The following is a 13758-nucleotide window of genomic DNA, read 5'->3' as shown; positions in this document are numbered from 1 at the left end:
ACGCTCCACGCTTCCTAACAACCGGCTTCGAACCGATGACCCGTCCGCTCCTGCTGCTTGCCCTGCTGTCCCTGCCGCTGGCCGGCTTCGCTTCCAGCTTCGCTGGCACCTCGGCCGGCTCGGCCACCGGTGCGTCCTCCGGGTCGTCGGGCAGCAGCTCGGGCGATGACAAGGTGGTACTGGCTGCGCGCGACGATGCCGCCGCGTTCGTCGCCAGCGACGGCCAGATCCGTGGCGCCCGCCTGCAGGCCGCGCTGGTCCACCTGCGCGAGCAGAGCACCGCCGCACAGCAGCAGAGCGACCTGGAACTGGCCCGCGCGCTGCTGGCGCGTTGATCCCGCCTTCAGGTAGTGCCGGCCGCTGGCCGGCAACGCCATGACATCTGCACGGAACGCAGCCATGCATGGCGTGGCTCTACTGCTGATCGCCCACGTCGCGCATGCAGCTGATCGCCTGCAGCTCGACCCGTCTGGTCTTGATCCTGCACAGCAGCAGCTCGCCAGCCAGACCCTGGCCGACGTGCAGTCACTGCTGCCGGAGGGCCTGCTGCGCGCTTTGCCGGCTCAGGTGCAGGTGCGCTGGAGTGATGACCTTCCTGCCAAGGTGCACGGCCGCACGTTCGGTGGCCGCATCACGTTGCGCCGCGATCTGCTGGATGACGGCATGCCTGGCGCCCGGCGTGCGCGACGCAGCGCGCTGGTGCACGAGCTGACCCACGTTGCAGACCGTGGTGGTGCTGACTGGTCGCAGAGCATGCGTTGGCGTGACCTCGCGGGCTGGCAGCGCAAGCCCTGGCATCTCGGCCGTGGCGACAACGACTTCCATGACCGCAGTCCGGATGCCTATGAGCTGAAGGACCCGGCCGAGTACCTGGCAGTGAACGCCGAGCATTTCGTGCTCGATGGCGAGTTCGCCTGCCGGCGCCCCGCGTTGGCGCAGTGGTACCAGGCTCACTTCGGAACACCGCCGTCGCTGCCACAGCCGCAGTGCGCTACGACGCTGCCCTTGCTCCAGGCCGAATCGGAAGAAGGCGCTGCATCGCTGCTGCACCTCGACCCGGCGCGCGTCTACGCGGTGGACTACCTGTTCGCCGAAGGCAGTGCGCAGCCGATGAGTCGCTGGGGCCACAGCATGCTGCGGCTGGTGATCTGCAAGCCGGGGCGCGCACCTGGGCCGGATTGTCGCCTGGACCTGGAGTACCACCGCGTGCTGTCGTTCCGCGCCTTCGTTGGTGACGTGCAGATATCCAACTGGCGCGGGCTGACCGGTGGCTATCCGTCGCGCTTGTTCGTGCTGCCATTGCAGCAGGTGGTGGACGAGTACACCAAGGTCGAGCTGCGCGGATTGCAGTCGCTGCCGTTGCAGCTGGAACGCAGCGAGATCGCCAGCCTGCTCGAGCGTACCGCACAGGTGCACTGGAGTTATGACGGGCGCTATTACTTCGTCAGCAACAACTGCGCGGTGGAAACCGCCAAGCTGCTGCAGGCCGGCGTGCCGCGGCTGGGCGAGGCCGGGCTGGCCCAGCTGAGTCCGCGCGGCCTGAAGCGGCGACTGGTGCGGCTGGGCGTGCTCGACGAGGGGGTACTGACGGACCGCGACGCAGCGCAGGCACAGGGGTATTACTTTGCTTCGGCGCGCGACCACTACCAGCAGTTATTCGGCGTGGCCGCAGCCCAGCTGCCATTGCCCGCACGCGATGTGCGCGGCTGGTTGAAGCTGCCTGCACGGCAACGGGCGCCGTGGCTGCTGAAGGGAGACCTGCGTGCCAGTGCCGGCCTGCTGCTGCTGGAACAGGCCGCGCAGCGGCGCGCCGAGCTGCGCGCGCGTGACGTGCTCAAGCGGCAGCTGCTGGCCGCACCGGACAGCGCTGAAACGCGCAGCCTGCGGGGGTTGCTGGAGCAGAGCGGGCAGTGGCTGCGCCCGGGGACGCTGCTGCACGACGGCGGCTATGGATTGCCGCTCGGCGACGAGCAGGCGCTGCTGTCCGAGGCCGTGGCCACCGCCAGTGCGCAGGCGGTCCCGGCGTGGCAGGCGCTGCGCGTACAGCTGCGTCAGCAGCTGCCGGTGAAGCAGCGCGACGAAATGGATGCGATCGACGCCAATCTGGCCGCACTCGGTGCACATCTGCGCACGCAGGCAGCCGGTCCGGTTATTGACGCGGCAGTTCGATGACGAAGCGGCTTCCGCCGGTACTGCCCGGGATGCAGTAGACGCGGCCACCGTGCGCATCGGCAATGGCCTTGACCACCGCCAGGCCGAGCCCGCTACCGCCGCCCTGGCGCGAACGCGAACCGTCGGCACGCATGAACGGGGTGAAGATGTCCGCGTGCAGTTCCGGGTCGATGCCCGGGCCCTCGTCTTCGATTGCCACCTGCACGTGGCCGGGCGTGTCATGCATCGCAATCCGCACCTTGCCCGGACTGGCATAGCGTCGCGCGTTCTCCAGCAGCGCCAGCAATGCCTGGCGCAGGCGGGTCGGGTCGCAGTGCGCGTTGTGCTCCTCGCGGCTGGTTTCCAGCTCCAGCACGAAGCCTGCAGCGCGGAACTGCGGGTCGACCAGGGTCATCACCGAATGCACCTCGGCCACCACGTCGGTGCGTGCGCGGCGCACGTCCAGTCGCGCATTGTCGGACAGGCTCAGCACGCGCAGGTCCTCGATCAGGCGGGACAGCCCTTCGACCTGGGCCAGCAGGCTGCGGAACTGGGATTCGTCGGGCTGGAACACGCCCTCGGCCAGTCCCTGCAGGCGGCCGCGCAGGATGGTCACCGGCGTGCGCAGCTCATGGGCGATGGCCGCATGCCACATCGAACGCTCGCTCTCCATGTGCTGCAGGCGGCGCGCCATCGCATTGAAGTCTTCGACCAGGTTGGCCTGCCTGCGCCCGATGAGTTCTCTTCGACGCTGGCGCGCGCACCCAGGTCGCCGCCGGCAAGCGCGCGTACGCTGTCGACCAGCGAATTCAGCGGCGACAGGATGCGGTGCGCCAGGCGGAACGAGGCGGCGATGGCCAGCGCCAGCCCGGTCAGGATCACCCCGACCATCCACGCTATTCCGGGCCGGTCGGCAGCCAGCTCTCCGGTTCTTCGGCGCTGCCGGGGAAGAACTCGACCAGCACCGCGTACAGCAGCCACGACGAGAGGATCATCATCACGATCACGCCGATCACCATCAGCGACATCGAAACGATGATGTGCCGGCTGAGCCCGGAGCGGCGCAGAGGGGCCATGAGCGGTCCGCCATCAACCGGTAACCGACACCGCGTACGCTGGCGGGCACATTGAGCATGCCCACTTCATCCAGCTTGCGGCGCAGCTTGCTGACATGGCTGTCAACGGTGCGTTCCAGTGCTTCACTTTCCGGCAGGCATTCGTGCATCAGCTCACTGCGGCTGAAGATGCGCGTCGGCGCCAGCGCCATGCAGTGCAGCAGCTTGAATTCGGTGAGGGTGAGCAGGACTTCGTGGCTGTAGCCTTCACCCTCCACGTGCACGGCGTGGGTGGCCGAGTCGATCAGCAGCGGGCCGACGCGCAGCGCGCTGGGTGCATCCACGCGCGAGGCGCGCAGCGTACGCCGCAGCACCGCGCGCACGCGCGCCGCCACTTCGGCCGGATTGAACGGTTTGACCACGTAGTCGTCGGCGCCCATGCGCAGTGCGGTCAGCTTGTCCAGGTCCTGGTCCAGCGCGGTCAGCATGATCACCGGCGTTTCGCCGCGCTCGGCGCAGCTGGGTCAGCACGCTCCAGCCATCCAGGCGCGGCAGCTGCACGTCGAGCAGGACCAGGTCGGGGCGGGCGCTGCGGTGCAGGTCCAGGGCGCTGTGGCCGTCGGCGGCGCGCAGCGTGCGCAGTCCTTCGCGTTCCAGATAGGCGGTGAGAATATCGGCGATCTCGGCCTCATCCTCGACGATCAGGACGAGGGCGGCGAGGGCAGGGGAGGCATGCATGCAGGGGCGGGGCCTTAAGGTGCTTGCCTCCATCGTATCTCCACAGTTCCTCCATCGAAACCCCATCATCGCCACGCACACTGGGTTCTTCAGAACCTTTCAGCCGCCTGCGCGGCATTGTGCACAGCAATGAGAACCTTCAGGACTCCGGTCGCGTTGATCGCGGCCCTCGCCTTGGCCATGACGGCCTGCTCCACCCCCGAAGCCACGCCGGAAGCCGCACCCCGCGTCAGCGTAGTCGCCGTCGGCCCACAGGTGGTGCAGCGTGACGACGAACTGCCTGGCCGCGTGGCCGCCGTGCGCACCGCGCAGATCCGAGCGCAGGTGGGGGGCATCGTGCAGCGCCGCCTGTTCGAACAGGGCGCCGAAGTGGCCGCCGGCCAGCCTCTTTTCCAGATCGATCCGGCGGCATTCCGCGCCGATGTCGATTCGGCGTTGGCCGCGCTGCAGCGCAGTGAAGCGGCGCTGGGCCGCAGTCGCGTGCAGTCGCAGCGCCTGCACGCCCTGGCTGCCGCGCAGGCGGTCAGCCAGCAGCATCGCGACGACGCCAGTGCCGAGTACGAGCAGGCGCGCGCGGCGGTGAATGAAGCGCGCGCGATCCTGTCCCGTCGCCAGCTCGACCTGCGCTATGCGACGGTCAGCGCACCGATTGCCGGCCGTATCGATCAGGCATTGGTCACCGAAGGTGCGCTGGTGGGCGTGGCCGATGCCGAGCCGATGGCGGTGGTGCAGCAGATCGACCAGGTCTACGTGGACGTGCGCCAGCCGGCGGCGCAGCTGGAGTCGCTGCAGCGCAGTGCCGCCGGTGGTGGCGAGCTGCCGGTGACGATCATCGGTGCCGCCGGCAAGCCGCTGCCCGAGCGCGGCCAGCTGCTGTTCTCCGGCATCAATGTCGATGCACGCACCGGCGATGTGATCCTGCGCATCCTGGTCGACAACCCGCAGCGCCAGCTGTTGCCCGGCATGTACGTGCGCGCGAAGGTGCCACGCGGTGCCCCGGCCAGTGCACTGACCGTGCCGCAGCAGGCCGTGCTGCGCAGTGCTGGCGGCCAGGCCTACGCCTGGGTGATCGGCGCCGACGGCAAGGCGGTGATCCGCACGCTGGAGGTGGACGGCAGCGTTGATCGCCAGTGGCTGGTGCGTACCGGCCTGAAGGCGGGCGAGAAGGTGGTGGTCGAGGGCCAGGAGCGCCTGCAGGAAGGCGTGGTGGTCGATGCGCGCGACTGGCAGAGGCCGGTCGCCAGCGCCGGTGCGATGCAGGCCGGCAGCAAGGGCTGAGCCTTTCCCGGGCCGGTCCCTCCAGGGAAATCCAACATGGCACGTTTCTTCATCGATCGCCCGGTGTTCGCCTGGGTGCTGGCGATCTTCATCATCCTGGCCGGCGTGTTGGCGATTCCGCAGCTCGCCGTGGAGCGCTATCCGGCGGTTGCGCCGCCGAGCGTCAGCATCTATGCCAGCTACCCGGGTGCCAGCCCGCAGACGCTGAACGATGCGGTGGTCGGCCTGATCGAGCGCGAGCTGTCCAGCGTCAAGCACCTGCTGTACTTCGAATCGTCGGTGGACACCTCCGGTGAAGCCTCGATCACCGCCACGTTCAAGCCCGGTACCAACCCCGAGCTGGCGCAGGTGGACGTGCAGAACCGGATCAAGGCGATCGAGCCGCGCCTGCCGCGCAGCGTGCGCCAGAACGGCCTGTTCGTGGAGGCCGCCGATTCCGGCTTCCTGATGCTGGTCGGCCTGCGTTCGCCGGATGCCAGCGTCAGCGAGGCGGCGCTGGGCGATTTCATGGCGCGCAACATCATCGAAGAGCTGCGCCGCATCGATGGCGTCGGCCGCGTGCAGTTGTTCGGTGCCGAGCAGGCGATGCGCGTGTGGCTGGACCCGACCCGGTTGACCGGCTACGGCCTGACCATGGGCGATGTGGCCGCCGCCATCGAGCAGCAGAACCTGGAGATCTCGCCGGGACGCATTGGTGATTCGCCGGGTGTTCCAGGCCAGCGCATCACCGTGCCGCTCAGCGCCGAGGGCCAGTTGTCCACGCCGGAACAGTTCGCCGCCATCGTGCTGCGTGCCGGGGCCGACGGTTCACGGGTGGTGCTGGGCGATGTCGCCCGCGTTGAACTGGGCGCGCAGAGCTATGCCTGGGGCACCCGCGAGGACGGCCATCCGGCCACCGCCGCCGGCGTGCAGCTGCGTCCCGGCGCGAACGCGGTGCGTACCGCGTCGGCGGTGCGTGAGCGCATGGCCGAACTGGCGCCGCTGCTGCCACGCGGCGTGGAATCGAGCATTCCGTTCGACACCGCGCCGTTCGTCAAGATCTCGATCCAGAAGGTGGTGCAGACGCTGCTGGAGGCCATGCTGCTGGTGTTCACGGTGATGTACCTGTTCCTGCAGAACTGGCGCTACACGCTGATTCCGGCGCTGGTCGCACCGATCGCGCTGCTCGGCACCTTCGCGGTGATGCTGGCGCTGGGCTTCTCGATCAACGTGCTGACCATGTTCGGCATGGTGCTGGCGATCGGCATCATCGTCGACGACGCAATCGTGGTGGTCGAGGGCGTGGAACGGATCATGGCCGAGGAGGGCCTGCCGCCGCGCGAGGCCACCATCAAGGCGATGCGCGAGCTGACCGGTGCGGTGATCGGCATCACCCTGGTGCTGACTGCGGTGTTCATTCCAATGGCGTTGGCCAGTGGCTCGGTGGGCGCGATCTACCGCCAGTTCACCCTGGCGATGGCGGTGTCGATCCTGTTCTCGGCGCTGCTGGCGTTGAGCCTGACGCCGGCGCTGTGCGCGACCCTGCTGCGCCCGAACACCCATGGCCACCATGGTCGTGGTGGGCTGTTCGGTGCCTTCAATCGTGGCTTCGAGAGGATGACCGGGCGCTACCAGCGTGGCGTGGCCTCGGTGCTGCAACGGAGCGGGCGGGTGATGGGGGTGTTCGCCGCACTGGTGGCGGCGCTGCTGCTGGGCCTGCACTGGCTGCCGGGCGCGTTCCTGCCGGAAGAGGACCAGGGCTACTTCATGACCTCGATCCAGCTGCCGGCCGAAGCCACCGCCGAACGCACGCTGGCGGTGGTCGAAGCCTACGAACGGCATGTGGCCTCGCGCCCGGGCATCGGCTCCAACCAGTCGATCCTCGGCTACAGCTTCTCCGGTTCCGGCCCCAGCGCGGCGCTGACCTACACCATGCTCAAGGACTGGGGCGAGCGCGCAGGCGCCACCGCGGCCGGCGAGGTGGAGGCCGCGCAGAAGGCGATGGCCGCGATTGCCGAGGGCGAGGTGATGAGTGTGATGCCCCCGGCGATCGACAGCCTGGGCCGTTCCTCCGGGTTCTCGCTGGCCCTGCAGGCGCGTACCGGGCAGAGCCAGGCCGAACTGCGTGCGGCCCTGCAGCAGCTGCTGAAGCTGGCCGAGGCCAGCCCGCTGCTGTCGGAGGTGCATGCCGATGGCCTGCCGGCCGGCACCAGCGTGCGGCTGGACATCGACCGGGCCAAGGCCGAGGCGATGGGCGTGGGCTTCGAACACATCAGCAGCACGCTGTCGGCGGCAATGGGCTCGCAGTACGTCAATGATTTCCCCAACAAGGGCCGGTTGCAGCAGGTGATCCTGCAGGCCGATGCGCCGCATCGCATGGAACTGGAGGACGTGCTGAAGCTGTACGTGCGCAACAGCGAGGGCGGCATGGTGGCGCTGTCCGAACTGGTGACCCCGCACTGGACCGAGGCGCCGTTGCAGCTGCAGCGCTATCTCGGCTTCCCGGCGCTGAACCTGTCCGGCGCCCCAGCCTCCGGCGTGTCGACCGGCCAGGCCATGGCGGAGATGGAGCGGCTGGCCGAAAAGCTGTCGTCCGGCTTCGCCCTGCAGTGGACCAGCCAGTCGTTGCAGGAGCGTGAGTCGGGGGCGCAGGCGCCGTGGCTGCTGCTGTTGTCGATGCTGGTGGTGTTCCTGGTGCTGGCGGCGCTGTACGAGAGCTGGTCGATTCCGCTGGCGGTGATGCTGGTGGTGCCGTTGGGCCTGCTCGGCGCGGTCGCGGCCGTGTTGTTGCGCGGCATGCCCAACGACGTGTTCTTCAAGGTCGGCATGATCACCGTGATCGGGCTGTCGGCGAAGAACGCGATCCTCATCGTCGAGTTCGCGCGGCAGCTGCAGCAGCAGGGGCGCGGACTGGTCGAGGCGGCACTGGAGGCGGCGCGCCTGCGCCTGCGGCCGATCGTGATGACCTCACTGGCGTTCGCGCTGGGCGTGGTACCGCTGATGCTGGCGCAGGGTGCGTCGAAGGAAACACAACAGGCGATCGGAACCGGCGTGTTCGGCGGCATGGTCAGTGCGACCGTGCTGGCGGTGTTCTTCGTGCCGGTCTTCTATGTAGTGGTGCAGGGCGCGCGGCAGTGGATCGCGCAGCGCCTGCGCAGGCGCCGGCCGATGCCGGAAGGATCCGTGGATGGAACGGGACATCGTTGAAGATCTGCACGAGCGGCAGTTGCTGGCGCTGGAGCAGCGCCTGTGCGCGGCGCTGCTGGAGAATGATCACGATGCGCTGACCGCGCTGGTATCGCCAGCCTTGTTCATGATGGACGGGCAGGGCGGGCGCATGCTCGATCTGCCATGGCTGGGTGACTGGCTGGCCGGGAGACTGCAGGTGCGCAGCCTGCAGTCGTACGCGGTGGAAACGCTTCTGTGTGGCCGTCTGGCGTTGCTGTCCAGCGACGTGCGATTGTCCGTGGGGCAGCAGGGCCGGGAGCATGAGCTGAAGCTGCGCCTGCTGCGGGTCTGGACCTGCAGTTCCGGCGGCAGCGGTGCGCAGCTGTTGTCGATGGCGGTGCTGGCCGCATGAGCGCGCTCAGGCCGCTTTCAGGCCGCGCTCACCGGCAGGTGGTAGGGTCGAAGATCCCTGTAGTGTCGACAAGGAGTCGAGCCATGCGTGTAGTTCCCAGTCTTTTGGCAGCCTCCCTCGGGTTCGTGCTGGCCGCGTGCCAGCCGGCACAGCCGCCCGCCGCGAGCGGCAATGATGCCGCGCCGCCGGCCGCGCCCGAACCGGCCGCCGGCGCCGGTACCGGCAGCGAGACCACTTACCAGTGTGGTGATCTGAGCGTGCGCGCGACCTTCAACGGCGAGGATGCGGCCACGGTGGTGATTGGCGAACGCACCTTCGCCATGACCTCCGAGCGTGCGGCGTCGGGTGCCAAGTACGGCGATGGCAAGGGCAACAGCTTCTGGACCAAGGGCAGCGATGACGGCCTGTTGAGCCTGAAGGGCGAAGCCGATCGCGAGTGCCATGCGGTCGAAGCCACCGAAGGCGATGGCAGCGCCGGCAATGCCGCGTTCCGTGCCACCGGCAATGAACCCGGCTGGCTTGCAGTCGTTGATGGCGATGCGCCGGGCCTGCAGGTGGAAGTCGATTATGGCGAGCGTCGCTTCGATGTGGCCAAACCCACCGAAGGCGCTGACGGCTGGAGCGGCAAGGCGTCTGATGGCACCGACGTCAAGCTCAGCTTCCAGCGCACCACCTGCCAGGACGACATGAGTGGCGAGGCATTCGATGCCAAGGTGAACCTGACCATCGGCACCCGCCAGTACCACGGTTGTGGCAATTTCGGCGCGAAGCAGCCGTAAGCCATCTGTAGAGCCGAGCCCACGCTCGGCTCTACATCATCGAGGGGTCAGCCCCCGCAGGGCTTCAGGTCGAGATCGAAGTCCAGGTCATAGCGTGTGTTGATTCCGATCAGCGCTGCGCGGACAGCGCAGTCACCGCGATGACGCGCGACCAGATCGGTGAAGATCTTCTCGCGGCCCTCGCAGTACTTCACGCTGGCCTCTTCCAGTTCGCGGCGACGCTCGTCGTCGTACGGCTCTTCGCCGGCGAAATGCTGGCAGGTGTTCTCGCGCGCGAGGAAGGCCTGCACGTCGGCCGGCATCGCGCAGTAGATGCGCACGTCATCGGCGTCGTACACATCGCCTGGGACCGGGCAACCGGCAGCCGCACGTGCCATGTCCAGCTCTTCATCGCCTGAGGTCAGGTCGGTAGCGGGCTCCGCTTTGGCGGTGGCCTCGACGGCGGCCGGTGCCTCCACCGCAGGTGCGGCCGTCACGGCCGGAGTGGCCTTCGGCGTGGCGTCGGCAGCGTTGTCCGCTGCCTGCGGCGAGCACGCCGCAAGCAGGGACAGGCAGCCGATCAGCGCAAGGCGCTTAGTCGGCACGGCCAGCGAATTCGCCGGTGGCGGTGTTCACCAGCACGCGTTCGCCGTTGACGATGTACTCCGGCACCATGATCTCGATGCCGGCGTTGAGCTTGGCCGGCTTCGGGCGCTTGGTGGCGGTGCCGCCCTTCAGTTCCGGCGGGGTTTCGATCACTTCCAGCACCACCGAGGCCGGCAGCTGGATCGCCACCGGCTGCTCGTCGATCACCTGCACGTAGATGCCGGTCAGGCCGTCGGTGATGTAGCCGGCGTCGTCGCCGATCACGTCCGCGTCCAGGGTGTACGGGGTGTAGTCCTCGTCATCGAGGAACACGAACGCATCGCCATCCTTGTACGAATAGGTGGACTGGCGGCGCAGCAGTTCGACCTCGACCAGGTTGTCGTCGGCATCGAAGCTGGCATCGAGCTTGTTGCCGCCCGGCACGCTGTACATGATGAAGCGGAAGCGGACGTTGCCGCCGCGACCCTGCGGCGAGCTGCGCTCGATGTCGCGGATCTGGTACACGCCGTTGTTGTACTCGACGACGTTGCCCTTCTTGATGTCGTTGGCTTTCATGGTGATCTAGGTCGTTGGGGGAGGGCGCCGTCCCGGCGCCCGGGGGGAATCACTTCGGAGCGAGGCGGGTAGCGCCGTCCAGGCGGATGGTCTCGCCGTTGAGGTAGGTGTTGCCGAGGATGAAGCCGACCAGGCTGGCGAAGTCTTCCGGCTTGCCCAGGCGCGACGGGAACGGGATCGAGGCGGCCAGCGACTGCTGCACCGCCTCGGGCATGCCATCGACCATCGGCGTCCAGAACACGCCCGGGGCGATGGTATTGACGCGGATGCCGAAGCGCGACAGTTCGCGCGCCATCGGCAGCGTCATCGACACCACGCCGCCCTTGCTGGCGGCATAGGCGGCCTGGCCGATCTGGCCTTCATAGGCGGCGATGCTGGCGGTGTTGATGATCACGCCGCGCTCGCCATCGGTACCGGCTTCGTTGTGCTGCATGCGGTTGGCTGCGGCCTTGGCCACGTTGAAGCTGCCGACCAGGTTGACCATCACCGTGCCCTGGAAGCCGGCCAGCGGCATCGGACCTTCCTTGCCCAGCACGCGACCGGCGCCGAGAATGCCGGCGCAGTTCATCGCCACGTTCAGGCCGCCGAGGAAATCGTGGGCCTGGTCGATGGCTGCCGAGACGGCCGCTTCATCGCTGACGTTGACGTTGAAATAGCGGGCCTTGTCGGTACCCAGCCCGGCAACGGCGGAGGCGCCCTTGTCGTCGTTGAGGTCGAACAGGGCCACCTTGCCGCCCTGGGCGACGAGGTGCTGGGCCACGGCCAGGCCGAGGCCGGAAACGCCGCCAGTGATCACGGCACGTACGGAAGACAGCTGCATTGAACGGTCCTGCAGGTTCGAGAACCGCCGATTCTAACGGAAGCCGCGACCGCCGCTGTTGTGCACTGCGCCGCCTTTACGGGGCGGCGCAGCGCAACGGTCAGCCGGCGGCGGCCAGCGCCTGCCCGGTGCGGCTGGCGGTGGCGCGGCCGAGCAGGCCGGCCAGCCAGCGGCCGGTCTCGGCCAGTGCCGGCAGGTCCACGCCGCTGTCCAGGCCCAGGCCCTGCAGCAGGTAGACCACATCCTCGCTGGCGACGTTGCCGCTGGCGCCCTTGGCATACGGGCAGCCACCGGCGCCGGACACCGCGCTGTCGACCACGCGCACGCCTTCTTCCAGGCAGGTGGCGATGTTGGCGATGGCCTGGCCGTAGGTGTCGTGGAAGTGCACGGCCAGTGCCGCCATCGGAATCTCGGCGGCAACCGCCTGCAGCATCGCCCGTGCCTTGCGCGGGGTGCCGACGCCGATGGTGTCGCCCAGCGAGATTTCGTAACAGCCCATCTGGTGCAGGGCACGCGCCACCCGCACCACGTCGGCCAGTGGCACCTCGCCCTGGTAGGGGCAGCCGAGCACGGTGGAGACGTAGCCGCGCACGCGCACGCCATCGGCGGCGGCGCGGCGCAGGATCGGCTCGAACCGGGCCAGCGATTCGTCGATGCCGGCATTGGTGTTGGTACGGTTGAATGCCTCGGAGGCGGCGGTGAACACCGCCACTTCCTCCACGCCCACCGCACGGGCGCGGTCGTAGCCCTGTTCGTTCGGTACCAGCACCGGGTAGTGGATGCCGGGCCGGCGCTGGATGCCGGCGTAGACCTCGGCGGCGTCGGCCAACTGCGGGATCCACTTCGGGCTGACGAAGCTGGTCGCCTCGATGCTGCGCAGGCCGGTGGCCGACAGGCGGTTGATCAGTTCGATCTTGTCGGCGGTGGCCACCGACTGCTTTTCGTTCTGCAGGCCGTCACGCGGGCCGACCTCGACGATGCGGACGTAGTCGCTCATGCGGCCACCTCGCTGACGGGGCGATGGCAGACCGCCTCGATGTTGTTGCCGTCCGGGTCGAGCACGAAGGCGCCGTAGTAGTCGGGGTGGTACCACGGGCGCAGGCCCGGCGCGCCGTTGTCGCGGCCGCCGGCGGCGAGGGCGGCGGCATGGAAGGCGTCCACCTGGTCGCGGCTGGTGCAGGCGAAGGCCACGTGCACGCCGTGGCTGGCGGTGCCGCCATTGCCGAGCCAGAAGAACGGCTTGCCGTCGCTGCCGAAGCCGATGTGGTCGTGCGCGCCGGTCTGTTCGGCGGTCACTTCCATCATCACGCCGATCTGCAGCGGCGCCAGTGCCTGCAGGAAGAAGGTCTTGCTGCGCGCCAGGTCGGCGCTGGTCAAACCAAGATGATCGAGCATGTTCAGGCTTCCGTGACCCAGTGGGGCGCGCGCTTGTCGAGGAAGGCGCCCAGGCCTTCCTGGCCCTCGGCGGACACCCGCAGGCGCGCGATCAGGGCGGCATTATCCCGATCCAGCGCGTCGCGGTCATGGCTGTCGCGGACCTGCCGGACCAGCTGCTTGGCGGTGGACGAGGCGATCGGGCCGGCCTTGTCGAGCAGGGCCAGCTGCCGCTCCAGCGCCTCGTCCAGGCGCTCGGGCTCGACCAGCTGGTGGACCAGGCCGATGCGCAGTGCGGTATCGGCGTCGAAGTGCTCGCCGGTGGCGAACCAGCGCCGCGCCTGGCGCGGGCCGATGGCCTCGATTACGTAGGGCGAGATCACCGCCGGCAGCAGGCCGAGGCGGCTTTCGGTCAGGCCGAAGCGGGCCGAGGTGCTGGCGATGGCGATGTCGCAGCAGGCAACCAGGCCGACGCCGCCACCGAAGGCCGCGCCATGGACCCGGGCCAGGGTCGGCTTGGGCAGCTCGTCCAGGGTGCGCATCAGTCGCGCCAGCGCCAGCGAGTCCTCGCGGTTGTCGGCTTCGCTGGCGGCGGCCATGCCGCGCATCCACTGCATGTCGGCACCGGCCGAGAAGGAGGCGCCGTGGCCGGCCACCACCACGGCCCGGACCGAATCATCGCGGCCGGCGGCCTCCAGCGCAGCGGTCAGCCGGGCGATCAGGCTGGCGTCAAAGGCGTTGTGCAGCTCCGGCCGGTTCAGCCAGAGAGTGAGGGTGGCGCCGCTGCGCTCGATCTGCAAAGCATCGTTCATGGGATTCCAGGGTCACTCCATACCTGTATGGATCATAGCGGGCCATTGGTCA

Annotated in this window: 12 protein-coding genes and 2 pseudogenes; 6 read left to right on the top strand and 8 right to left on the bottom strand. The window is 68.5% G+C overall.

The features are described from left to right. The first annotated feature begins 35 nt into the window (after positions 1-35). Positions 36-335, top strand: a complete 300-nt coding sequence (locus tag ACXI0D_RS19590) for a DUF2388 domain-containing protein (RefSeq protein ID WP_014037036.1) — start codon at positions 36-38, stop codon at positions 333-335. Positions 336-375: 40 nt separating this feature from the next. Further along, positions 376-2172, top strand: a complete 1797-nt coding sequence (locus tag ACXI0D_RS19585; RefSeq protein WP_479642995.1) for a DUF7844 domain-containing protein — start codon at positions 376-378, stop codon at positions 2170-2172. Here the strand turns inward: ACXI0D_RS19585 and ACXI0D_RS19580 are convergent. Further along, positions 2150-3227: pseudogene (locus tag ACXI0D_RS19580) on the bottom strand (ATP-binding protein). The gene ACXI0D_RS19585 and the pseudogene ACXI0D_RS19580 sit on opposite strands and share 23 nt — an antisense overlap. A gap of 2 nt (positions 3228-3229) precedes the next feature. Continuing rightward, positions 3230-3944: pseudogene (locus ACXI0D_RS19575) on the bottom strand (response regulator); the annotation flags it as partial. Between the two features lie 129 nt (positions 3945-4073). Here ACXI0D_RS19575 and ACXI0D_RS19570 point away from each other — a divergent pair. The 4 genes from ACXI0D_RS19570 (at position 4074) to ACXI0D_RS19555 (ending at position 9560) form a co-directional block, all read left to right on the top strand. Then, positions 4074-5222 (top strand): efflux RND transporter periplasmic adaptor subunit, encoded by a 1149-nt coding sequence (locus tag ACXI0D_RS19570; RefSeq protein WP_049444827.1) that lies wholly within the window; start codon positions 4074-4076, stop codon positions 5220-5222. A 36-nt stretch (positions 5223-5258) separates the two neighbouring features. Beyond that, the gene (locus ACXI0D_RS19565) at positions 5259-8408 is read left to right on the top strand and encodes a multidrug efflux RND transporter permease subunit (RefSeq protein ID WP_479642994.1); all 3150 of its coding nucleotides are present in this window, start codon (positions 5259-5261) and stop codon (positions 8406-8408) included. Then, entirely contained in the window at positions 8389-8781 is a 393-nt protein-coding gene (locus ACXI0D_RS19560; protein ID WP_075674583.1) for a nuclear transport factor 2 family protein, read from the top strand. The genes ACXI0D_RS19565 and ACXI0D_RS19560 overlap by 20 nt, the downstream gene beginning before the upstream one ends. A gap of 83 nt (positions 8782-8864) precedes the next feature. Continuing rightward, on the top strand, positions 8865-9560 hold the full coding sequence (locus ACXI0D_RS19555) for a COG3650 family protein (RefSeq protein WP_119006192.1): 696 nt from the start codon (positions 8865-8867) through the stop codon (positions 9558-9560). A gap of 47 nt (positions 9561-9607) precedes the next feature. Here ACXI0D_RS19555 and ACXI0D_RS19550 read toward each other — a convergent pair whose 3' ends face one another. From ACXI0D_RS19550 to ACXI0D_RS19525, 6 genes are all read right to left on the bottom strand, one after another. Next, entirely contained in the window at positions 9608-10144 is a 537-nt protein-coding gene (locus tag ACXI0D_RS19550; RefSeq protein ID WP_479642993.1) for a hypothetical protein, read from the bottom strand. Further along, the gene (gene yeiP / locus ACXI0D_RS19545; protein WP_479642992.1) at positions 10134-10700 is read right to left on the bottom strand and encodes an elongation factor P-like protein YeiP; all 567 of its coding nucleotides are present in this window, start codon (positions 10698-10700) and stop codon (positions 10134-10136) included. The genes ACXI0D_RS19550 and yeiP overlap by 11 nt, the downstream gene beginning before the upstream one ends. 49 nt (positions 10701-10749) lie before the next feature. Continuing rightward, the gene (locus tag ACXI0D_RS19540) at positions 10750-11520 is read right to left on the bottom strand and encodes an SDR family oxidoreductase (RefSeq protein WP_014037045.1); all 771 of its coding nucleotides are present in this window, start codon (positions 11518-11520) and stop codon (positions 10750-10752) included. A gap of 100 nt (positions 11521-11620) precedes the next feature. Further along, positions 11621-12517 (bottom strand): hydroxymethylglutaryl-CoA lyase, encoded by an 897-nt coding sequence (locus ACXI0D_RS19535; protein ID WP_049444837.1) that lies wholly within the window; start codon positions 12515-12517, stop codon positions 11621-11623. Further along, positions 12514-12915 carry a VOC family protein gene (locus tag ACXI0D_RS19530; RefSeq protein ID WP_101765378.1) on the bottom strand — a complete coding sequence of 134 codons (402 nt, stop codon included), beginning with the start codon at positions 12913-12915 and terminating at the stop codon, positions 12514-12516. Before ACXI0D_RS19530 ends, ACXI0D_RS19535 begins: the two co-directional genes overlap by 4 nt. 2 nt (positions 12916-12917) lie before the next feature. After that, positions 12918-13706, bottom strand: a complete 789-nt coding sequence (locus ACXI0D_RS19525) for an enoyl-CoA hydratase/isomerase family protein (protein ID WP_049444841.1) — start codon at positions 13704-13706, stop codon at positions 12918-12920. Positions 13707-13758: the final 52 nt, after the last annotated feature.

This window comes from Stenotrophomonas sp. C9D9 (genome assembly GCF_056491205.1).
Note: the sequence above shows the minus strand (reverse complement) of the source record. Positions and strands in the feature narration are given on the sequence as shown.

Excerpts from the sequence above, each read along its gene's own strand:
- ACXI0D_RS19535 (WP_049444837.1), bottom strand. The coding sequence starts at position 12,517 with ATGAGCGACTACGTCCGCATCGTCGAGGTCGGCCCGCGTGACGGCCTG.
- ACXI0D_RS19540 (WP_014037045.1), bottom strand. The coding sequence starts at position 11,520 with ATGCAGCTGTCTTCCGTACGTGCCGTGATCACTGGCGGCGTTTCCGGC.
- ACXI0D_RS19530 (WP_101765378.1), bottom strand. The coding sequence starts at position 12,915 with ATGCTCGATCATCTTGGTTTGACCAGCGCCGACCTGGCGCGCAGCAAG.
- ACXI0D_RS19525 (WP_049444841.1), bottom strand. The coding sequence starts at position 13,706 with ATGAACGATGCTTTGCAGATCGAGCGCAGCGGCGCCACCCTCACTCTC.
- yeiP (WP_479642992.1), bottom strand. The coding sequence starts at position 10,700 with ATGAAAGCCAACGACATCAAGAAGGGCAACGTCGTCGAGTACAACAAC.
- ACXI0D_RS19590 (WP_014037036.1), top strand. The coding sequence starts at position 36 with ATGACCCGTCCGCTCCTGCTGCTTGCCCTGCTGTCCCTGCCGCTGGCC.
- ACXI0D_RS19565 (WP_479642994.1), top strand. The coding sequence starts at position 5,259 with ATGGCACGTTTCTTCATCGATCGCCCGGTGTTCGCCTGGGTGCTGGCG.
- ACXI0D_RS19555 (WP_119006192.1), top strand. The coding sequence starts at position 8,865 with ATGCGTGTAGTTCCCAGTCTTTTGGCAGCCTCCCTCGGGTTCGTGCTG.
- ACXI0D_RS19560 (WP_075674583.1), top strand. The coding sequence starts at position 8,389 with ATGGAACGGGACATCGTTGAAGATCTGCACGAGCGGCAGTTGCTGGCG.
- ACXI0D_RS19585 (WP_479642995.1), top strand. The coding sequence starts at position 376 with ATGACATCTGCACGGAACGCAGCCATGCATGGCGTGGCTCTACTGCTG.
- ACXI0D_RS19570 (WP_049444827.1), top strand. The coding sequence starts at position 4,074 with ATGAGAACCTTCAGGACTCCGGTCGCGTTGATCGCGGCCCTCGCCTTG.